Source organism: Pseudomonas sp. LBUM1668 (assembly GCF_059695715.1).
The window spans coordinates 3,039,230-3,058,565 of record NZ_CP166787.1; the positions used below are offsets into that span (position 1 = coordinate 3,039,230).

General features: G+C 57.8%; 16 protein-coding genes and 2 pseudogenes. 9 read left to right on the forward strand and 9 right to left on the reverse strand.

Features of this window, described 5'->3' with window-relative positions; genetic code table 11:
- The first annotated feature begins 90 nt into the window (after positions 1 to 90).
- Together ACA061_RS13670 and ACA061_RS13675 are read left to right on the forward strand one after the other, a co-directional pair.
- Positions 91 to 1,431: a nucleobase:cation symporter-2 family protein gene (locus ACA061_RS13670; RefSeq protein WP_150615617.1), complete on the forward strand. Its 1,341-nt coding sequence runs from the start codon at positions 91 to 93 to the stop codon at positions 1,429 to 1,431.
- A gap of 31 nt (positions 1,432 to 1,462) precedes the next feature.
- Positions 1,463 to 1,972: a nucleoside deaminase gene (locus tag ACA061_RS13675; protein WP_150596364.1), complete on the forward strand. Its 510-nt coding sequence runs from the start codon at positions 1,463 to 1,465 to the stop codon at positions 1,970 to 1,972.
- 144 nt (positions 1,973 to 2,116) lie between these two features.
- Here the strand turns inward: ACA061_RS13675 and ACA061_RS13680 are convergent, their stop codons facing one another.
- The 7 genes from ACA061_RS13680 to xylA form a co-directional block, all read right to left on the reverse strand.
- Positions 2,117 to 3,238, reverse strand: a complete 1,122-nt coding sequence (locus ACA061_RS13680) for an SMP-30/gluconolactonase/LRE family protein (protein WP_497299390.1) — start codon at positions 3,236 to 3,238, stop codon at positions 2,117 to 2,119.
- 185 nt (positions 3,239 to 3,423) lie between these two features.
- A complete protein-coding gene (locus tag ACA061_RS13685; RefSeq protein WP_497299391.1) occupies positions 3,424 to 4,557 on the reverse strand; it encodes a pyridoxal-phosphate-dependent aminotransferase family protein in 1,134 nt (377 codons plus the stop codon).
- A 91-nt stretch (positions 4,558 to 4,648) separates the two neighbouring features.
- On the reverse strand, positions 4,649 to 5,947 hold the full coding sequence (locus tag ACA061_RS13690) for an MFS transporter (protein WP_210554790.1): 1,299 nt from the start codon (positions 5,945 to 5,947) through the stop codon (positions 4,649 to 4,651).
- 378 nt (positions 5,948 to 6,325) lie between these two features.
- Complete coding sequence (locus ACA061_RS13695) at positions 6,326 to 7,462, reverse strand: sugar ABC transporter permease (protein WP_210554791.1); 1,137 nt, start codon at positions 7,460 to 7,462, stop codon at positions 6,326 to 6,328.
- Complete coding sequence (gene xylG, locus ACA061_RS13700; RefSeq protein ID WP_497299392.1) at positions 7,463 to 9,019, reverse strand: D-xylose ABC transporter ATP-binding protein; 1,557 nt, start codon at positions 9,017 to 9,019, stop codon at positions 7,463 to 7,465.
- Positions 9,020 to 9,169: 150 nt separating this feature from the next.
- The gene (gene xylF / locus ACA061_RS13705; RefSeq protein ID WP_150603518.1) at positions 9,170 to 10,171 is read right to left on the reverse strand and encodes a D-xylose ABC transporter substrate-binding protein; all 1,002 of its coding nucleotides are present in this window, start codon (positions 10,169 to 10,171) and stop codon (positions 9,170 to 9,172) included.
- A 148-nt stretch (positions 10,172 to 10,319) separates the two neighbouring features.
- Positions 10,320 to 11,636: a xylose isomerase gene (gene xylA, locus ACA061_RS13710; RefSeq protein ID WP_210700013.1), complete on the reverse strand. Its 1,317-nt coding sequence runs from the start codon at positions 11,634 to 11,636 to the stop codon at positions 10,320 to 10,322.
- 175 nt (positions 11,637 to 11,811) lie between these two features.
- Here xylA and ACA061_RS13715 point away from each other — a divergent pair, with 175 nt between their 5' ends.
- Positions 11,812 to 12,993 (forward strand): XylR family transcriptional regulator, encoded by a 1,182-nt coding sequence (locus ACA061_RS13715; RefSeq protein ID WP_497299393.1) that lies wholly within the window; start codon positions 11,812 to 11,814, stop codon positions 12,991 to 12,993.
- Here ACA061_RS13715 and ACA061_RS13720 read toward each other — a convergent pair.
- Positions 12,969 to 13,136, reverse strand: a pseudogene (locus ACA061_RS13720) (DUF4113 domain-containing protein); the annotation flags it as partial. The gene ACA061_RS13715 and the pseudogene ACA061_RS13720 overlap by 25 nt on opposite strands.
- A 166-nt stretch (positions 13,137 to 13,302) precedes the next feature.
- On the opposite strand from ACA061_RS13720, the gene ACA061_RS13725 reads away from it, so the two are divergent.
- Genes ACA061_RS13725 through ACA061_RS13740 form a run of 4 tightly spaced genes read left to right on the forward strand, consistent with a single transcriptional unit; the run spans position 13,303 to position 17,176 of the window.
- Positions 13,303 to 13,737 carry a hypothetical protein gene (locus ACA061_RS13725; RefSeq protein ID WP_224450910.1) on the forward strand — a complete coding sequence of 145 codons (435 nt, stop codon included), beginning with the start codon at positions 13,303 to 13,305 and terminating at the stop codon, positions 13,735 to 13,737.
- Positions 13,734 to 15,194, forward strand: coding sequence for an ATPase domain-containing protein (locus tag ACA061_RS13730; RefSeq protein ID WP_150603521.1), 1,461 nt, complete (start codon positions 13,734 to 13,736; stop codon positions 15,192 to 15,194). The genes ACA061_RS13725 and ACA061_RS13730 overlap by 4 nt, the downstream gene beginning before the upstream one ends.
- 10 nt (positions 15,195 to 15,204) lie before the next feature.
- Complete coding sequence (locus ACA061_RS13735; RefSeq protein WP_497299394.1) at positions 15,205 to 16,269, forward strand: sensor histidine kinase; 1,065 nt, start codon at positions 15,205 to 15,207, stop codon at positions 16,267 to 16,269.
- 43 nt (positions 16,270 to 16,312) lie between these two features.
- Positions 16,313 to 17,176 carry a diguanylate cyclase domain-containing protein gene (locus tag ACA061_RS13740; RefSeq protein WP_497299395.1) on the forward strand — a complete coding sequence of 288 codons (864 nt, stop codon included), beginning with the start codon at positions 16,313 to 16,315 and terminating at the stop codon, positions 17,174 to 17,176.
- Positions 17,177 to 17,186: 10 nt separating this feature from the next.
- Here ACA061_RS13740 and ACA061_RS13745 read toward each other — a convergent pair.
- Positions 17,187 to 17,283, reverse strand: a pseudogene (locus tag ACA061_RS13745) (DUF190 domain-containing protein); the annotation flags it as partial.
- A gap of 167 nt (positions 17,284 to 17,450) precedes the next feature.
- Between ACA061_RS13745 and ACA061_RS13750 the strand changes: the two are divergent.
- Both ACA061_RS13750 and ACA061_RS13755 read left to right on the forward strand, forming a co-directional pair.
- Entirely contained in the window at positions 17,451 to 18,893 is a 1,443-nt protein-coding gene (locus ACA061_RS13750) for an ATPase domain-containing protein (RefSeq protein ID WP_191627652.1), read from the forward strand.
- 23 nt (positions 18,894 to 18,916) lie between these two features.
- Positions 18,917 to 19,279: a response regulator gene (locus ACA061_RS13755; RefSeq protein WP_150603525.1), complete on the forward strand. Its 363-nt coding sequence runs from the start codon at positions 18,917 to 18,919 to the stop codon at positions 19,277 to 19,279.
- Positions 19,280 to 19,336 lie beyond the last annotated feature (57 nt).

Here is a 19,336-nt window from a genome sequence, read left to right on the forward strand (position 1 = left end):
CGTCAAACGATCTCCGGGGCGATGTTCCTTCAAACTCCCCTAAGCATGCCCGCGATCTCAATAGATGCTGCACCTTCAGGAGCGTGTGAAATGACCACACAACGCATTCATCCGGTGGACGAGGTTTTGCCGCTGCGACAGTTGTTCACGTTTGGCTTGCAGCATGTTTTGGTGATGTACGCGGGAGCAGTCGCGGTGCCGCTGATTCTTGGCAGTGCGATGGGCCTGACTTCGGCGCAGGTGGTGTTGTTGATCAACGCCAACCTGTTGACCTCTGGCGTGGCGACATTGATTCAAACCCTCGGTTTCTGGAAATTCGGCGCGCGTCTGCCGCTGATTCAGGGCTGCTCGTTTATTGCGCTGGCGCCAATGATCATGATCGGCAAGGAGTTCGGCCTCAGTCAGATTTTCGGTGCGGTGATCGCGGCGGGCTTTATCACCATTGCGCTGGCGCCGGTGTTCAGCCGTTTGCTGCGCTTTTTTCCGCCGGTGGTGATTGGCAGCCTGATCACCATTATCGGCATCTCGCTGATGCCTGCTGCTGCGATCTGGTTGGGCGGCGGTAATCCCGATTCGGCGGATTTTGGCAATCCCGCCAACTTGTTGCTGGGCTTGGCCACGGTCAGTGTGACGCTGGTCATCTATGCCAAATTCAGGGGTTTTATCGGCAACCTCAGCGTGCTGATCGGCTTGTTCGTCGGCAGTCTGATCGCAGCGGCTTGCGGCATGACTCACTTCAGCCGGGTCAGCGAAGCGGCGTGGTTTGAGCTGAGTGCGCCGATGGCATTCGGCGCACCGGAGTTCTCGCCGGTACCGATTCTGATCATGACCCTGGCGATGCTGGTGATCATGGCCGAAACCACCGGCAACTGCCTGGCAATCGGCAAGTTGACCGGCAAACCGACCACGCAACAGACCCTTGGCAACGCGTTTCGCGCCGACGGTTTGTCGACCATGCTCGGCGGCTTGTTCAACAGTTTTCCTTACAACGCGTTCACCCAGAACACCGGTTTGATTGCGCTTTCGAACGTTAAAAGCCGCTTCGTCGTCGCTGCTGCCGGGGCAATCATGGTGCTGATGGGCTTGTTCCCGAAACTCGGCGCGTTGATCGCGGCGGTGCCGACGCCAGTGCTCGGTGGCTGCGCGATCGTGATGTTCGGCATGACCACGGTGGCGGGGATTCAGGAACTGTCGCGGGTGCAATTCGAGGGGACGCGCAACGGCATCATCGTCGCCGTGTCGGTGAGTGTCGGCGTGCTGCCGATGTCCTTTCCGGCGCTGTTCGAACACGTCGGCCCAACGCTGAAACTGGTGCTCGACAGCGGGATTTTCCTCGGTGCGATCACCGCCATCGTCCTCAATCTATTGCTCAACAACGAAAAAAAATCGACCGAAACCATCGGCGCTACGTCGGCTGAACTGGCCGACTGACTGTGTGTTTTCCACTGCCCAGGAGTTACCCATGAATCAATTTACCCAGCTCATCCCGGCCGGTGTCAGCGATCTTGACCTGACATTGCTGCGCCAGACCATTGCCTTGTCCGAGGCATCGAAACAGCGCGGTCGCCATCCGTTCGCGGCATTGGTAGCCGACCGCAACGGCAAGGTGATTGTCGAGGCAGGCAACAACTCGATGCCGCCGGAAGGTGATCCGACCCAACATGCCGAACTGGTTGCAGCGGCTGCAGCGGCCAAGCTGCTGTCGCCGCAAGAGCTGGAGCTGTGCACGCTGTACACCAGCGCCGAACCTTGCTGCATGTGCGCAGGCGCCGTGTATTGGACGGGGATCGGGCGGGTGGTTTATGCCTTGTCGGAGCATGCGCTGCTGGGGTTGACGGGGGACCATCCAGAGAATCCGACGTTCTCGCTGCCGTGCCGCGAGGTGTTCGCCAAGGGGCAGCGCAAGGTCAGTGTATTGGGGCCGATGCTGGAGGGCGAGGCGGCTGAACCGCATAAAGGGTTCTGGTCGTAAACTGCTGTTGGGCACCTGCGACGTTGCGCTCACAATGTCCAGCGAGGCGGGGACAGTAAACAGGCTTGAATGCCGCGCATCCTCGGATGCGCGGCAGTCAATCGTTTCGCTACTCACGAAACTGTCGCAAAACGAACCTGGCTTTTACAACGCAAACGTAGTCCCTCGAGTATTCACAAAAAGCGAATAGATCGAGTGACTGCTGGCCATGAACAGCCGATTCCCTTCGCGTCCCCCGAAGCACAGATTCGGGCAGCGCTCTGGCAGCGAAATGTGCCCGATGGCCTTGCCCTGAGGATTGAAAACCCGCACGCCGTCGAGTTTTTCCAGGTCGGCCTTGGGATCACCATTGCCGCCCCAGCCGCACCACAGGTTGCCCGCTTCGTCGCATTTGATGCCGTCGATCGCGGCATATTCCAGCCCTTCAATGCGCTTGCGGCGTTCGCCGAGTGTGCCGTCGTCCTTCACGGCAATTGCCCAGACCAGACGATTGGGCTTGGCGCGACCTTCGACGACGTACAGGGTTTTTTCATCGGGAGAAAAGCACAGGCCGTTGGGCCCGTTGAGATCGTCGATGACTCGCGTGACTTTTTTGCTCTCGCCGTCGATGCGGTACACGGCGTGGGGTTGGCTCGGGGTGACTTTGTGGCCTTCGTAGTTGTTGCTGGTCTGGAAGGGCGGGTCAGTGAACCAGATCGATCCGTCACTTTTACAGACGATGTCGTTGGGCGAATTGAAAGGCTTGCCGTCGAAGCTGTCGGCCAGCACGGTGATCGTGCCATTGGATTCGGTGCGCGTGACGCGGCGGCCTTCGCTGGTCGTAGTGGAGCCTTCGCAGACAATCAGACGCCCTTGGCGATCCCGACACATGCCGTTGGAAAAGTTGGAGTGTTCGCGGTACACGGTGAAAGTGTCGGTGATTTCATCCCAGCGCATGATGCGATTATTGGGGATGTCGCTGACCAACAAATAGCGGCCATCACCGACCCACACCGGTCCTTCGGCCCAGCGCATACCGGTGGCAAGTTTTTCAACACTGGCGTTGAACACACGTAGCTCGAGGAAGCTGTCGTCGAGGATGTGAATCAGCGGATCCGGGTAGCGCTGACTCAAGGGTTCGGCGGCCTCGGAAAGTCGGGTTAGTGCGGTACTGCCGACGGTGGCGAGTGTGACGGAAACAGCGAGGGACTTTTTCAGAAAGCTACGGCGGGTGTTGCCCTTCGCTGGGGCAAGGCTTTCGGGCTTGGCGGACAGGGATGAGTCCATGTAGCAATCTCCGTGGTTTTATTTTTTTTGTGGGAGACATAGTAATACCTCGTGATAGGACATCGTACAACCTGTTCATTGCGCACGGGACATAGACCGTACGCAGCGATGGAAGCGATAAAGCATCACCGCCACCAGAAATATTGGCATGCGATAACTTCGTGCCCTGCGGGCACGAACAGGTCTTAGCCAACCATCACTTCATCCAATGCCTGCTCAAGCGTACTGATCGTACGCTCGATATTGTGCAGCTTCTCGAGGCCAAACAGCCCGATGCGAAAGGTCTGGAAGTCGGCCGGTTCGTCGCATTGCAACGGCACGCCGGCAGCGATCTGCAGGCCGTGGTGGGCAAATTTCTTGCCGTTCTTGATGTCGGCATCATCGGTGTAGCTCACCACAACGCCAGGGGCCTGAAAGCCGGCAGCCGCCACGCTTTTGAAGCCTTTGCCGGTCAACAGGGCGCGTACCCGGTCACCCAGCGTCTGTTGCTCGTCGCGAACTTTGTCGAAACCGTAGGCTTGCGTCTCTTTCATCACGTCGTTGAACCGCGCGAGGGCATCGCTGGGCATGGTCGCATGGTAGGCATGTCCGCCCTGTTCGTAGGCTTGCATGATCTGCAGCCACTTTTTCAGGTCGCAGGCAAAGCTGCTGCTTTGCGTCTGTTCGATGCGCTCAAGAGCCCGAGCACTGAGCATTACCAGGGCGCAGCAAGGGGAGGCGCTCCAGCCTTTCTGCGGTGCGCTGATCAGCAGGTCGACGGCGCATTTGTGCATATCCACCCAAATCGTCCCGGAAGCGATGCAGTCCAGCACGAACAGGCCGCCCACCGCATGCACGGCGTCGCCGACTGCCCGCAAGTACTCGTCGGGCAGGAGGATCCCGGATGAAGTTTCAACATGGGGCGCGAAGACTATCTGCGGCTTCTGCGCCGCAATGGCTGCCAGCACTTCATCCAGCGGTGGCGGGGCATAGCCCGCTTGGCGACCGGTTTCGACTGGCCGGGCTTTGAGTACCGTGGTGGCGGCCGGGATGTTGCCCATCTCAAGGATCTGGCTCCAGCGATAGCTGAACCAGCCGTTGCGGATCACCAGACATTGCTGGCCGGTAGCGAACTGCCGCGCCACCGCCTCCATGCCGAATGTGCCACTGCCCGGAACCACCGCAACAGCCTCGGCGTTGTAGACCTGTTTCAGGGTTCTGGAAATGTTCTTCATCACCCCTTGAAAGGACTGCGACATGTGGTTCAGCGAGCGGTCGGTGTAGACCACTGAGTATTCGACCAGCCCCTCGGGATCGACACTGGGGTAGAACTTGGACATAAGGTGACTCCTTGGGCAAAGAGGTAAACATCATTGCCAAGGAGTGTAGGCAAAAGGCACTTATGGGCTCATTCAATTACGCAAATTAGGTTTAGCGTGCTTCACATTGCGGCGAAGGCTCGCCGCTCAGCGCATCAACCATCGGCGGATGCTCCTGCACCGCCTGACGCAGATCTTCGGTCACCCGCAGCTCCGCACCTGTCGGCGAGAACGTGGCTGCCGCTGCAAACGGAGCTGGATTGGCCGGAACCGGGCGTTTGCCACGTCGCCACAGGAAGAAGGTGACCATGCACAGATTGACCAGCGCAAACACCCAGAACAAACCATTGGCACCGAACGAATTCATCACCGGCGAAATCATCATCGGGCTGATCGCCGAGCCCAGTGAGTTGATCAGCAGCAAGCCCTGAATCATCGGCACCAAGGCTTCGGCGGGGGCGCGGTCGGCGGCGTGGCTGACGGCAACCGGGTACAGCGCAAACACGCCGCCACCGAGCAGAAACAACATCACCGCGAGCATGCTTGAGGACAACGGCAGCAGGACGATCACTAGCGATAACACGGTGCACGCCACGGTCAGAATCGTCAGCACCTGCAAACGATCCTGGCGGTCGGACCAACGCCCGACCGGGTATTGCAGAAGCATCGCACCGAGGATCGTCCAAGCCATCATGCTGCCGACTTCACCGACATTCAGACCGCTGCGTTGCAGATACAGCGGCAGCAAGGTGTAAATCGCTGCGATGGTGATACCCGAGCCAAAACAACCGACCAACCCGGTCGGCGTCACGCCCAACAATTGCCGAGGTTTGAGTGGCTCGACCTGATCGAGCAATGGCGACACGCGCGGCAGGATCACGATCGGCAACACCGACAACGAGGCGAGCATGCCAGCGACCATAAACGGTGCGCTGTCGCTCAATCCGGTAATTTTCCCCAGCGTTGCCTGGCCCAGCACGCCGGCACCGTACAAGACGATCATGTACAACGCGAGCAAGCGCCCGCGAATCTTCGCGTCACCCGCCAGCAACAGCCAGCTCTCGATCACCAGAAACACGCCGACCGTGGCCCAGCCATTGATCAGACGCAGCGCGAACCAGCCCCAGGTGTCATAGAACAAACCCTGCAGCAGGATGGTCACTGCGATCAGCGAGGCAAAGCTGCCGTAGGCGCGGATATGGCCGATGCGCAGAATCAAGCGGTCATTGAACACCGCGCCCAGCGTCAACCCTATGAAGTAGGCCGAGGAGACGATACCGATCATCGTGGTTGAGGCACCGGCAGCGTCGAGGCGAAGGGTGGTCAGCGAAGACAGAAAACCGTTGCCCAGCGCAACAATGAACAGCCCGAGCAGGGGCGCCAGCGCCATGGCCAGCAAACGCGGAGACATAAAAACCTCTAGAAATCGAACAGCGCAACGTGCGCCTCTGCGCATGCGATTGCCAAGCCGGGGGGTGTTGTGGTGTAAGTGCCCGCCGATCGGGCAGGGCGGTTGAGTCCGAGGTGGGGTCAGCCCGTCAGGTATGCCTCGGGCGCCAAATCTGGCGACTGCAAGAGCGCGCGGATTCTAAGGCTTGTGCGGAATTTTCCAATGGCTGTTTGCTGCGACAGTTGGACGCAGGCCACTCAGGGCTGAGGGATAACGACAGGTCATCGTTTTGCACTGCACAAATGCACCAAAGCCTCACACCCAGGCTTTGACCTCAGCCTTGACGACTGACTTGCGATACGTCAGCAAAACGATGCCCGTGACCCCATTCACCGAGCCTCAACGGCGTCCGGTGCGCGTACTCACATCCACCCACACGGCCAACACCAGAATGCTGCCCTTGACGATCATCTGCCAATAGCTGTCGACGTCGAGCATGGACATGCCGTTGTCCAGACTGGTGATGACCAGCGCGCCGAGGAGGGCGCCGTAGACCGTCCCCGAACCGCCGCGCATGGAGGTGCCGCCGATGAAGCAGGCGGCGATGGCGTCGAGTTCACCCATGCTGCCGGCCGAAGGTGAACCGGCGGCCAGGCGCGCGGTATTGACCACGCCGGCGAGGGCGCACATGACGCCCATGATCCCGAAAATCCACAGCTTCACGGCCTGCACATTGATACCGGAAAGGCGCGTCGCTTCCATATTGCTGCCGACGGCATAGACGCGCCGACCGAACACGGTCTGGCTGGTGACGTAGCTGAACGCGCCCAGCAAAACAAGCAGCAGCAAGACCGGCACGGGAATGCCGTCGTAACTGTTGAGCGTCTGGACGAAACCGGCCAGCACGGCGCCGATTACCAACACGCGTATGACGTCTCGCAGCAAGGAATGCGCCGCCAGGCCGTGAAGGGCGCGATTGCGCCGTTGTTTCCAGGTCAGGAACACCGTCAGCGCAAACAGCAGAACGCCCAGGCCGGTGCCGATTGCGTGGGGCAAATAACCCTGACCGATGTAGACGAGTTCCGGCGACACCGGCGCGATGGTCGTGCCGCCGGTAATCCCCAGCAGAATCCCGCGGAACGCCAGCATGCCCCCCAGACCGACAATGAAGGACGGTATGCGCAAGTAAGCCGCCATGTATCCGTTGGCGAGACCGATCAAAAGTCCACAGAGGGCGACCAGGCTCAGATTCGCCAGCAGCGGGACGTGGTAAATCACATCAAGAATGGCGGCGAGGCCACCGAGCAGGCCCAGCAATGAGCCGACCGACAAATCGATCTCGCCGCTGATGATCACCAGCACCATGCCGCAGGCGAGAATTCCGGTAATGGACATTTGCCGCAGCAGATTGGAGAGGTTGCGCGGGGTGAGGAATCCGCCTTCGGTCTGCCAGCTGAAGAACAGCCAGATCAACACCACGGCAAACACCAGCGCGAGCATTTTGTAGCGGGTGAACAGTTGTTTGACCTGATTCATTTACGCGGATTTCCGATCATTATTGTTATGGCTGCCAGGCTGGCTGAGGGCGGCGGCGAGCACCTGCTCCTGGCTGAGTTCATGGTTGATGAAGTCGCCACGCAACTGACCTTCGCCGATCACCAGCACGCGGTCGGAAACGCCGAGCACTTCGGCCAGCTCCGACGACACCATGATGATCGACACGCCTGCGGCCGCCAGCGCGCCCATCAACTTGTAGATTTCATATTTGGCACCGACGTCCACGCCTCGGGTCGGCTCATCGAGAATCAGCACTCGGGGTTGGGTGAGTAGCATCTTCGCCAGGACGGCTTTTTGTTGATTGCCACCCGACAGGCTGGTGATCGGCAGATACGGGCTCGCGGTCTTGAGGTGCAGGCGGGCGATTTCATGATCGATGCTGCCCAGCTCGGCCTCCGCATCGATGCGGGTGAGTTTCGAGTAGTTGTCCAGCACGGCGAGGGTGATGTTCTGGCCGACGCCCAGGTCCGGAATGATGCCCTGGCGCTTGCGATCCTCCGGCACCAGGCAGAGCCCGGCACGAATCGATTTGAGCGGTGTACGCGTGTCGATGGGGTGACCGTCCAGCCAGACTTCGCCCTCATGACGACCCGGGTAGGCGCCGAACAGCGCGGTCACCAGTTCGGTACGGCCGGCGCCGACCAGCCCGGCGATGCCGAGGATCTCGCCGCGTTTGAGGACGAACGAAATATCGTCGACCCGTTTGCGCTTGGGGTTGTCGACGTCGTAGCAGGTGATGTGGCGGGCCTCGAAAATCACCTCGCCAATGTCGTGCGGTTCGCAGGGGTAGAGGTTGCTCATTTCCCGCCCGACCATCTGCGTAATGATCTGTGGAATGTCCATGTCGGCCATGGCGGTGGTGGCGATGTGTTTGCCGTCGCGGATCACCGAGATGGTGTCGCACACGGCAGCCACTTCATCGAGCTTGTGCGAGATGTAGACGCAGGCAACCCCCTTGGCTTTGAGGTCGCGGATGATGTCCAGCAACACCTCGATTTCCGAGCGGCTCAAAGCTGATGAAGGTTCGTCGAGGATCAGCAGGCGGGCCTTTTTGTTCAGGGCTTTGGCGATTTCCACCAGTTGCTGATAGCCACCGCCGTACTGCGATACCGGCAGCGCTACGTTCATGTCGGGGACTTTCAGCTCGCGCATCAAAGCTTCGGCGCGGTGAATCATCGCCGGGTAATTCATCCGCCCGCCAGGCAGCGTCAGTTCATGGCCCATGAAAATGTTTTCGGCCACCGACAGGTCGGGCACCAGCGTCAGTTCCTGGTGAATGATGACGATCCCGGCCGCTTCCGTCTCGCTGATCGATTGCGCTGTGAGCGGTTGCCCGTCCCAGAGGATTTCACCGTCCCAGGTGCCATGGGGATAGACCGCCGAAAGGATCTTCATCAGCGTGGACTTGCCGGCGCCATTCTCACCGCACAGGCCAACGCATTCCCCCGGTTTGACCTTGATGTCGATACCGTTGAGCGCTTTGACACCGCCGAAGGTTTTGACGATGCCGTTCATTTGCAGCAAATAGTCGGACATGGAGAGGGCTCGTATATCAAAGACTCACACACCACTGAACCTGTGGGAGCGAGCCTGCTCGCGAAAGCGGTGGTTCAGCGGGCATCGATACTGAATGTGCTGCCGTCTTCGCGAGCAAGCTCGCTCCCACAAGGGTTTTCGCACCGGAGATCACTTCCCGGCAATTTGCGCCTTGGTGTAGAAGCCGTCCTGTTCCAGCAAATCGATGTTGTCCTTGGTCAACGGTGTTGGCGTGAGCAGGATGGTGTCGACTTTTTTGCTGCCGTTGTCGTACTGCGAGCTGTAGGTGGGTTTCTCGTTGCGCGCCAGTTGCACCGAGAGCTTGGCCGCTTCGGTGGCGATGAGTTTCAGCGGCTTGTACACGGTCATGGTTTGGGTGCCGGCGATCACTCGCTTGACCGCTGCCAGGTCGGCGTCCTGCCCGGAAATCGGCACTTTGCCCGCCAGTTGCTGCGCGGCCAGGGCCTGGATGGCGCCGCCTGCCGTGGCGTCGTTGGAGGCGACGATGCCGTCGATTTTGTTGTCGTTGCGGGTCAGGGCGTTTTCAACAATGCTCAGCGCTTCGGTCGGGTTCCATTCCTTCACCCACTGTTGGCCGACAATCTTGATATCACCCTTGTCGATGGCCGGTTGCAGGACTTTCATCTGGCCTTCACGCAACACTTTGGCGTTGTTGTCGGTGGGCGCACCGCCGAGCAGGAAGTAATTGCCCTTGGGCGCCGCGTGCAGCACGCCGCTGGCCTGCATCTCGCCGACCTTTTCGTTATCGAAAGAGATGTAGGCGTCGATATCGGCGTTGAGGATCAAGCGATCATAGGACACGACCTTGATCCCGGCCTTCTTCGCTTCGGCCACCGCATTGGTCAGCACCGTGGCGTTAAACGGCACGATGACGATGACATCGACGCCCCGGGAAATGAGGTTTTCGATTTGCGAAATCTGCTTTTGCTCGTTGGCATCAGCCGACTGCACGAAGACCTTGGCATCCATTTTTTCTGCCGCCGCGACGAAATAGTCACGGTCACGCGACCAGCGTTCCAGGCGCAGGTCATCAATGGAGAAGCCGATTTTCGGGTGGGTAGCGTCTGCCATCACCGGCAGTGACAGCAACGCCAGGGCAGTGGCCAACAGCGTGCGTTTTACGTTCTTCATGTGGGGCGTCCTTTTATTTTTGTTGGAAAGACACGGCCTGACGATGAATTATCGGGCTGGTAAAACTGTAGAGAATCCGCAGGCGCCGCAGGCACAGATTTGTCGTTGAAATGTCACCACGTGGCGCGCCCACAGACTCTGTGGGTGATCAGCGATAGATAAACCGGTTGACGATGTTCTCGAGCATTTCCTGGCGGCCGCTGACGGCTTGCGGGTTCAACTCGTTCGTGAACGCGTGTTCGGCCAAGGATTCAAGATTGAAGTCACCCGCCATCACCGCCTGCCCGAACGGCTGCTTCCAGCCGGCGTAGCGTTGATCCTTGAGCCGTTGCAGTTCGTCGTTCTGCACCATGGCCGCTGCGCGTTGCAGAGACAGGGCAAGAACATCCATGGCACCGACGTGACCATGGAACAGGTCGATCTGATCGAGGCTTTGCCGGCGAACCTTGGAGTCGAAGTTGAACCCGCCATTCTTGAACCCGCCGGCCTTGAGGATTTCGTAGGTGGCCAAGGTCATTTCTTCGACGCTGTTGGGGAATTGATCGGTATCCCAGCCGTTTTGCGGATCACCGCGGTTGGCATCGATGCTGCCGAAAATCCCCAGCGAGACGGCCGTCGCTATCTCGTGATGAAAACTATGGCCGGCCAGGGTTGCGTGGTTGGCCTCGATGTTGACCTTGATTTCGTGCTCCAGCCCGAACTGCTGGAGGAAGCCGAACACGGTGGCGCTGTCGTAATCGTATTGGTGCTTGGTCGGCTCCTGCGGCTTGGGTTCGATCAGCAGGTCGCCAGTGAAACCGATCTTGTGCTTGTGCTCGACCACCATGCGCATGAAGCGGCCCAGTTGTTCGCGTTCACGTTTGAGGTCTGTGTTGAGCAGGGTTTCGTAGCCTTCGCGACCGCCCCACAACACGTAGTTGGCGCCTTTCAGGCGATGGGTCGCGTTCATGGCGCTGAACACCTGGGCGGCAGCGCAGGCGAACACTTCGGGATCCGGATTGCTCGCGGCGCCAGCAGCAAAACGCGGATTGCTGAAGCAATTGGCGGTGCCCCACAGCAGCTTGATTCCGCTGGCTTCCTGGTGTTGCTCGAGGTGATCAACCATTTGCGCGAAGTGGTTGCGGTACTCCCTTAAAGACTGGCCTTCCGGGGCGACATCGGTGTCATGGAAGCAGTAATAGTCGATACCCAGTTTGGTGAAGAATTCGAAGGCGGCTGCCGCCTTGCCTATGGCCAGTTCCATCGGATCGCCGGCGTGTTGCCATGGGCGCTTGAACGTCCCCGCGCCGAACACATCGGAACCCGGCCAGACGAACGTGTGCCAGTAACAGGCGGCCATGCGCAGGTGTTCGCGCATGGGTTTGCCGAGGATGACCTTGTCGGCGTCGTAATGACGAAAGGAGAGGGGAGACTCGCTGTCCGGACCTTCGTAGCGAATCGGCTCGACATCGGGGAAATACTGCATGGACCTTGTCCTTGTTGTTCTTGGCGGTGTCTCGATACTAGCAACGGCCCCGTGCCCGCTGATTATGAAAAACACCAACACGGGGTGCGATTTTGCGTATTGAGCTTCGTCGCCCACACGCCTAGTCTGTCTGCATCGCCTCCGGAACAAGGGGCTCAGAACAAGCATAAAAACAATGAAAACCGTACCGCCTGTTCACCGCATCGCCCTGTTGTTCAACGGCAGCAAGATTTACGACCGTGGCATCATCAGCGGCATCGGCAACTACCTGAGCAGCACCCGAGCTTCATGGGATCTGTTCCTGGAAGAGGACTTTCTCTGTCGCTTGAAAGGCATCGAGCGCTGGCAGGGTGACGGCATCATTGCCGACTTCGACGATCCGCTGATTGGCGAGGCGCTGGCCGATATCCAGATGCCGGTGGTAGCGGTAGGGGGCTCGTACGAAGACAAACGCGCCTATCCGAAAGCGATTCCGTATGTCGCCACCGATAACAACGCGCTGATGACACTGGCCTACACCCATTTGATTGAGGCGGGACTGCAGCGTTTCGCCTGCTTCAGCCTGCCGGAAGCGCAGGCCAATCGCTGGGCTCAGGAGCGGGAAAAAGCCTTTCGCAAACTGATGAAACGCGACGGCCTGCACGGCGAAATCTATCGCGGCATGGGCACCAGTGCACCGTTGTGGGACAGCGCCGTCGAACAGCTGATCGCCTGGCTGCAAAGCCTGCCCAAGCCCATCGGCATCATCGCCGTCAGCGACGCCCGCGCGCGCCAGTTGCTGCAAGCTTGCCTGACCGCCGGCATCGCCGTGCCGGAGCAGGTGGCATTGATCGGCATCGACAACGACCCGCTGACCCGCAGCCTGACCCGAGTCCCGCTGAGCTCAGTCATCCAGGGCACCGAAACCATGGGCCGTACCGCCGCGCAACTGCTGCACCAGATGCTGCACGGCATGCCATCCACCGGCACACAAATCCTGATTCCTCCCGATGCGGTCAATGTGCAGGTGTCGAGCTTGCACCAACCCTTGGGCAACCCGTACGTCATGCAAGCGCTGCTGTTCATCCGCCAATATGCTTGCCAAGGCATCAAAACGGCGCAGGTGGCGGCTTATGTCGGCGTATCGCGCTCGTCACTCGAAGCGCATTTCCGCGTTGAGCGAGGCTGCAGCGTGCATGACGAGATCCTGCGTTTCAAACTCGCGGCGGCCACCAACGGGCTGAAAAATACCGACTCGGTGATTGCCGACGTCGCACGCAGTTGTGGCTTCAAGTCGGCGCAGTATCTGCACACGGTGTTCCGACGGGAGTTGGGGTGTACGCCTCGTGAATATCAGCAAGGGGCAGGGATGAGCTGATGAGTGGGCTGTGTGCGAGTTTGTTGGCGGGCCTTTGTGCTGGTCCAAAGCTCACTGACCTTTGTTGTGTAAGTCTGGCTCATCAGCTCGCGACGCATCGCCCATCCAGGCTCCGCCGGCACGCTAGCTACCCGGAGGACTCCCTCTTGGGGAGGCTGCTCCAGAACTCAAAGCGGTCATTCAAGCTGTGCACCCAGCATTCCTGTTTCGCCACCACTCACTGTCGCATTTGTAATGTTGCGTCCAGGGGACTCAATAGTTCGCTTGAGGGTGTACCATCAGACTCTGCTCATCAGATATCAGTCAGCCATGTCCACGCTTAGCGAAGAGAGCCGCCGGATCGTAGCTTCTCTGGCGCAGGGTGTCGGTCTTAATGCTGACACTGCAAGCATCGCCGAGGCGATTGTTGCGAAATTGCAGGCTATGGACGCAGCCCTTACGCCGATTATTGGCCAGCAAGGGGTTGTCGCCCTGTACCGGCGCAGTTTACATCTGTGTGTTTCTGCTCATCCGCATCTCGCCGGCACCTATGACAGTCTGCCGGCCGCGATGGATCTTATTGCCCTTAAATCCATACTCGTCGAGCAGCAGGACACCGAAGCACTGTTTTGTGGTGAAGTGTTGCTGACTACTTTCTACGAACTTCTGACCACACTGATCGGGCCCTCGCTCACCGCTAGTTTGCTTCGTGGCGTGTGGGAACCTTCCTTGAGCGACACCCCCTCGCAGGAAAATTCGCCATGAGCACCAAAGTGACTATCAACCGTCTGGCCACCGGCGTGCCTGGACTGGACGAGGTGCTGGGTGGAGGATTGCCGGAATTTTCGTTCAATCTGATTGCCGGCCCTCCTGGTTGCGGCAAGACCACGCTGGCCCACCAGATGATGTTTGCCCTGGCAACGCCCGAACGCCCGGCGCTGTTCTTTACCGTCCTGGGTGAACCGCCCTTGAAAATGCTGCGTTATCAGCAGCAATTCGACTTTTTCGACAGCGAAGCGATCAACCAGTCGATCCGTTACATCAACCTGGCCGACGATACCCTGGCCGGGGATCTGGACGAGGTGCTGCGGCGCATCGTCAGCGAAGTCGAAGCGCATTCGCCGGCGCTGGTGTTTGTCGATTCGTTCCGCTCCGTGGTGCTGGCCAGCCAGACCCAGGACAACCCCAACAACAACCTTCCGCAGTTCGTTCAGCAACTGGGCATGCTGATGACGACCTGGCAAGCGACGACGTTCCTCATCGGCGAATATTTCACTGAAACCGACACCAACCCGATTTTTACCGTGGCCGATGGCCTGATCTGGCTTCGACAAAGCGTTCAGCGCAACTCCATGGTACGCAAGCTGGAAATCATGAAGATGCGCGGCCAACCGACGTTGCCGGGCCTGCATACCTTCCGCATTGCAACTTCCGGGATCAAGGTTTTTGCACCCGTAATAGCTAGCCCGTTTGATACGCCTCTGGAATCACCGATCAAGCGCTTGGGCATGGGGGTAGCGCGGCTCGACGAGATGCTCGGGGGAGGCCTGCCTCGGGGCTATTCGTTGCTGGTGGCCGGGCCATCGGGGTCAGGCAAAAGCATCCTCGCGGCGACCTTCCTCGCGGAAGGCGCGCGCAACGGCGAAACCGGCGTGATCGCAGTATTCGAACAACGGCCCAATCACTCGCAGAATGCGACCCTATCGGGTTTGATTGCGAGCGGGCAGGTCGGTCTGGTGGATAGTCGCGCTCCCGATCTTTCGATTGACGAAATTGTCCAGCTGTTGCTCGGCGAGATCACCCGGCTGAAAGCCACGCGCGTGGTCATCGACTCGCTGTCGGGCTTCGAACTGGCGGTGGCGCCGACCTTTCGCGAGGACTTTCGCGAGTCGCTGTCGCGCATGGTCACGGCGCTGACCAATTCCGGGGTCAGTGTATTGATGACCTCGGAGCTGGAAGACCGTTACACCGACTTGCGTTTCAGCCCTTACGGCACGGCGTTTCTGACGGATGCGATCATCGTCCAGCGCTATATTGAGGTGGAGAGCCGGTTGCTGCGCATCATGGCCGTGGTCAAGGTTCGCGCCAGTGCACACTCTGATGAGTTACGTCAGTACTTCATTGATGATAGTGGCCTACACATAGGTGACATGTTGCCGGAGCAAGAAGGTTTGCTCGGTGGGCGACCGACAAGGCAGGTTTTGAGCAAGGTCGATAGATGAGCGAAGAATGATGAGTGAGGCCAGCGGCAAGAATGAACAGGCTTTAGCCACTGCTGCACGCGAGCTGTTCCTACTGGGCCGGAAAACGGTCGCGGCTCGTGCGGCACTCGCGGCGCTGCACAAGGAACTCAGCGAAGCTAACAGTCAGCTTGTTGATACCTTGCAAGTCGAGCAACTCATTGAGGCCAATCAGCAGTTGGTGCTGGCAATTTTATCGGCGCAGTCGGATGTTGAAGATCAGAAAAACGCTCAGGCAGAACAGCATCTGTACCTGGAAATGCGCGAAGCCAACGAGCGATTGGTTATAGCAGCGCTTAGCGCCCAAGACCTGCAAATTGCAGCTGAACAGGCTCTGGAGCAGCAGCGCAATATTCTTTCTATAGTGGCCCACGAGCTGCGAAATCCACTGACGCCCATCAGCATGATTGCTGGCCGGCTGGTGCGAATTCCTCGCGAAGAATTGCCACGCATGCAGCTATTGATTGAAGGCCAGGTACAGCGGATGTCCCGACTGGTGGAAGATTTGCTCGACATTGCTCGTGCTTCCACCGGTAAATTTCGCCTGAACTTCCAGGTTACTAACATGGCTGACATCATTAGTGACGCAATAGCAATCTATACCCCGGTCATGCTCGCTCACGGCTTGAGTTTCAGCTCAGAACGCTTGGAATCTCGTTTAGCGGTGAACGGCGATCCTGTAAGGCTGACGCAGATTATTGATAATTTGCTGGGTAACGCAGCCAAGTACACGCCGACCGGCGGCACTGTCACACTTGCCGTTTCCGTTGAAGACAATCTGCTGGAAATTCGCATTCGTGATTCCGGCATTGGTATCTCAGCCAAAGCGCTGCCTTTCATCTTTGAGCCGTTTGTCCAGGATGATCATGCAGTGGGTTTCAATGGCGCAGGCTTAGGCATTGGTCTGACGGTGGTGCGAGAGTTGGTTGAAGCCCATAGTGGAACAGTGACCGGCACAAGTGCGGGGGAAGGTCAGGGAAGCGAATTCGTAGTGAAAATACCGCTGCTAAATCCCGGATTCCACTTCCACCAAGATTCCTCGCAGTCCACCCTGTAAATCGGGATATGATCGCGCTCAACGACTCAGACCCACATGACTTATGGCCATCGATCTTCAAGCGCTCTACCCCAAACTGATCCACCTGATGCTGGATACTGTTTTTGTGGTTGATGAAAGCGACCACATTGTTTTTGTGAGTGATGCCTGTAAGGCCCTGTTGGGCTACCTCCCTGATGAGCTGATTGGCACCACTATCACCAGCTATATGCATCCTGAAGATCTGGATGCGACGCGAGCTTCGATTTCCCGGGTCATGAATGGTCAACCTCATTTCGATTTCCGGAACCGTTACATCCGCAAGGATGGGGCAGTCGTGTACATCCTGTGGGCTGCATTCTGGTCGGAGGAGGTTGGTGCCAGGATTGGGGTCGCTAGAAACGTTACAGCTTTAGCTAAAGCCGAGGAGGAGTTACGCTTCCTCGCTCATCACGATCCGCTGACGAAATTAACCAATCGGTCGCTCTTTAGTGATCGACTGATATCTGCACTGCAGACTGCGCAGCACCACGGTAATGAGCTGGCTCTGCTTTTTTTGGATATAAATGACTTCAAGAGTATCAATGATGTCCATGGTCACGCAGCCGGAGATCGTGTTCTGCGCATTGTTGCCCAACGTCTAAAAAGCTGTGTGCGTGAGACAGACACCGTGGCTCGCATTGGCGGCGATGAATTTACGGTGCTGCTTACAGACGTCCAGTCGAGGGACACGATTTCCAAAAAGTTAGAGCAGATTCACACCGTCATGGCTGAGCCACTGGGCCCTGAGTTCGGCACACTCAAGATGCCATTGTGCAGTATTGGCGTTGCCTATTATCCCGAACACGGAAATGATGCCGATACACTGCTCACCCATTCGGATAGTGAAATGTACCGAATGAAGAGGTGTCGCTCCTTGGAGAGTTAAGCGTGGGCTCTGAATGTAGCTGTCCGGTATGTCCAAACCCCTTCAACTCCAGTGCAGAGCGTGGCGCCGCGTAACTCCATCTCTTTAGCCACATCGACGCTCCATTCGCAGCGCCGACAGATGATTTAAGGTGCTCCAAGCAATCAACCCGAGTCAGGCGTCCAGCATGTGGTAAGTAAACGCATGCCACCGATTACTGCATTGGCCCAGAGCGAAAATGGCGTTAGCATTCCCCCACTCGGCTTAAACAGCCTGTTTTTCAGATCAGGGTCGCATTGTGGAAAAGCTAAAACGCCTCGAAAGTGGAATCGAAGGGCTCGACGCTCTGCTCAAGGGCGGGCTGGTCGCGGGCTCTTCATACATAATCCAAGGGCGCCCAGGGTCTGGAAAAACGATCTTGGCCAACCAGCTTGGGTTCCATCACGCGCAAAAGGGTGGGCGGGTTCTAGTCGCAACCCTGCTGGCCGAGTCACACGATCGCCTTTTTCAATTTCTTTCGACTCTGAGCTTCTTCGACTCTTCCAAAGTCGGGGCTGAAATCCAGTTTGTCAGCGCATTCGATACTTTGGAAAACGAAGGTTTGGACGAAGTAGTGAAGCTGCTTCGGCGTGAGATAAGCCGTCAGAAAGCCACCGTTATGGTGGTGGACGGCTTGCTAAATGCGCGTTCAAAAGCTGATTCCCATATCGACACCAAGAAATTCATCTCTGAGTTGCAAGGGCACGCCGCGTTCGCTGGTTGCACGGTGCTGTTTCTAACCAGTTCTCGCCTTGACGATGGCAGTCCTGAGCACACGATGGTTGATGGTGTGATTGAGATGGGCGAAGAGTTGTATGGCACTCGTTCGGTGCGTCGAATTCAGCTGCGTAAAACTCGCGGCAGCGGAGCAATGACCGGTCTTCACGAGTGTGAAATTACCGACAATGGCTTGGTTGTTTATCCACGGCTCGAAAGTCTCTACAGCCATCCGTCCTCTCCCGACAGCGCCGACATGACGCGTATCGCCAGTGGCATTGAGTCACTGGACACTATATTGGGCGGAGGCCTGCACAGTTCCAGTGTGTCTCTGGTCATAGGACCCTCCGGGATTGGTAAAACGACGCTGGGCCTCAAATTCCTGGCCGAGTCGACCGTGGAAGCGCCGGGCCTGCATTTCGGCTTCTACGAGAGCCCACAACGGTTGCGACTCAAGGGCCAATCATTGGGCATCGATATAAAAAGCATGGAAGACAGCGGCGCATTGACCATTGCTTGGCAACCCACCACAGAGGGCCTTCTGGATGGGTTGGGCGCACGACTACTGAATCTCGTTGAAGAAAAGGGCATCAAGCGCCTATTTATCGATAGCCTGAGCGGTATGACGCGAGTCTCGACAAATCCGGCGCGGATTACAGACTTCTTCAGTGCACTGATGAACGAGCTGCGATCCAGGGGCGTTACAGTATTTGCCTCTTGGGAAATGCGCGATCTTTTTGGCTCCGAGGTCAGCGCACCGAACTCTGACCTGTCCAGTATCGTCGACAATCTGATGCTCATGCGGTTCTCTGAGAATCATTCTGAACTTAGCAGGACGCTTTCCATTCTTAAAATACGAGACAGCTCCTACGATCCTTCGCGGTTTGTGGTCGTGATCCGTGATCAAGATGTTTTCCTGGAAAAGGCTTCAAGACGTGAACCATCAGTTCCCGCTGAGTCATCGCACGGTTCAATTTCTTAAGCTTTTGAGTGGGTTGAATTAACATGTCCACCATCCTGGTCGTCGACGACGAGTATTTGATCGCTGACATTCTCAGCTTTGCGCTAGAGGATGAGGGGTTCATGGTGGTGACGGCCAGCAATGGTCGAAAAGGGCTGGAGGTACTGGATAGAGAACGACCTGCCTTGATCATTACCGACTTCATGATGCCGGTCATGGACGGTCTGGAATTCGCCACAGCCGTTCGAGCTCTCCCTTCAGCTAGTCAATTGCCGATCATCTTGATGAGCGGTGCTCAAGCACATATCGGTATGCAGAGATCGGATTTGTTTGATGCCGTATTGGCAAAACCATTCGACATCGACTTGATCATCGCCGAAGTTAAAAAACTCTTGGCTGCTGATTAGTCAACTGTCTCGCAAGGCGTATTTGATGGGCAGATCGACTGCGATCTCCATGGAGCA

Excerpts from the sequence above, each read along its gene's own strand:
- ACA061_RS13670 (WP_150615617.1), top strand. The coding sequence starts at position 91 with ATGACCACACAACGCATTCATCCGGTGGACGAGGTTTTGCCGCTGCGA.
- ACA061_RS13675 (WP_150596364.1), top strand. The coding sequence starts at position 1,463 with ATGAATCAATTTACCCAGCTCATCCCGGCCGGTGTCAGCGATCTTGAC.
- ACA061_RS13680 (WP_497299390.1), bottom strand. The coding sequence starts at position 3,238 with ATGGACTCATCCCTGTCCGCCAAGCCCGAAAGCCTTGCCCCAGCGAAG.
- ACA061_RS13685 (WP_497299391.1), bottom strand. The coding sequence starts at position 4,557 with ATGTCCAAGTTCTACCCCAGTGTCGATCCCGAGGGGCTGGTCGAATAC.
- ACA061_RS13690 (WP_210554790.1), bottom strand. The coding sequence starts at position 5,947 with ATGTCTCCGCGTTTGCTGGCCATGGCGCTGGCGCCCCTGCTCGGGCTG.
- ACA061_RS13695 (WP_210554791.1), bottom strand. The coding sequence starts at position 7,462 with ATGAATCAGGTCAAACAACTGTTCACCCGCTACAAAATGCTCGCGCTG.
- xylG (WP_497299392.1), bottom strand. The coding sequence starts at position 9,019 with ATGTCCGACTATTTGCTGCAAATGAACGGCATCGTCAAAACCTTCGGC.
- xylF (WP_150603518.1), bottom strand. The coding sequence starts at position 10,171 with ATGAAGAACGTAAAACGCACGCTGTTGGCCACTGCCCTGGCGTTGCTG.
- xylA (WP_210700013.1), bottom strand. The coding sequence starts at position 11,636 with ATGCAGTATTTCCCCGATGTCGAGCCGATTCGCTACGAAGGTCCGGAC.
- ACA061_RS13715 (WP_497299393.1), top strand. The coding sequence starts at position 11,812 with ATGAAAACCGTACCGCCTGTTCACCGCATCGCCCTGTTGTTCAACGGC.
- ACA061_RS13725 (WP_224450910.1), top strand. The coding sequence starts at position 13,303 with ATGTCCACGCTTAGCGAAGAGAGCCGCCGGATCGTAGCTTCTCTGGCG.
- ACA061_RS13730 (WP_150603521.1), top strand. The coding sequence starts at position 13,734 with ATGAGCACCAAAGTGACTATCAACCGTCTGGCCACCGGCGTGCCTGGA.
- ACA061_RS13735 (WP_497299394.1), top strand. The coding sequence starts at position 15,205 with ATGAGTGAGGCCAGCGGCAAGAATGAACAGGCTTTAGCCACTGCTGCA.
- ACA061_RS13740 (WP_497299395.1), top strand. The coding sequence starts at position 16,313 with ATGGCCATCGATCTTCAAGCGCTCTACCCCAAACTGATCCACCTGATG.
- ACA061_RS13755 (WP_150603525.1), top strand. The coding sequence starts at position 18,917 with ATGTCCACCATCCTGGTCGTCGACGACGAGTATTTGATCGCTGACATT.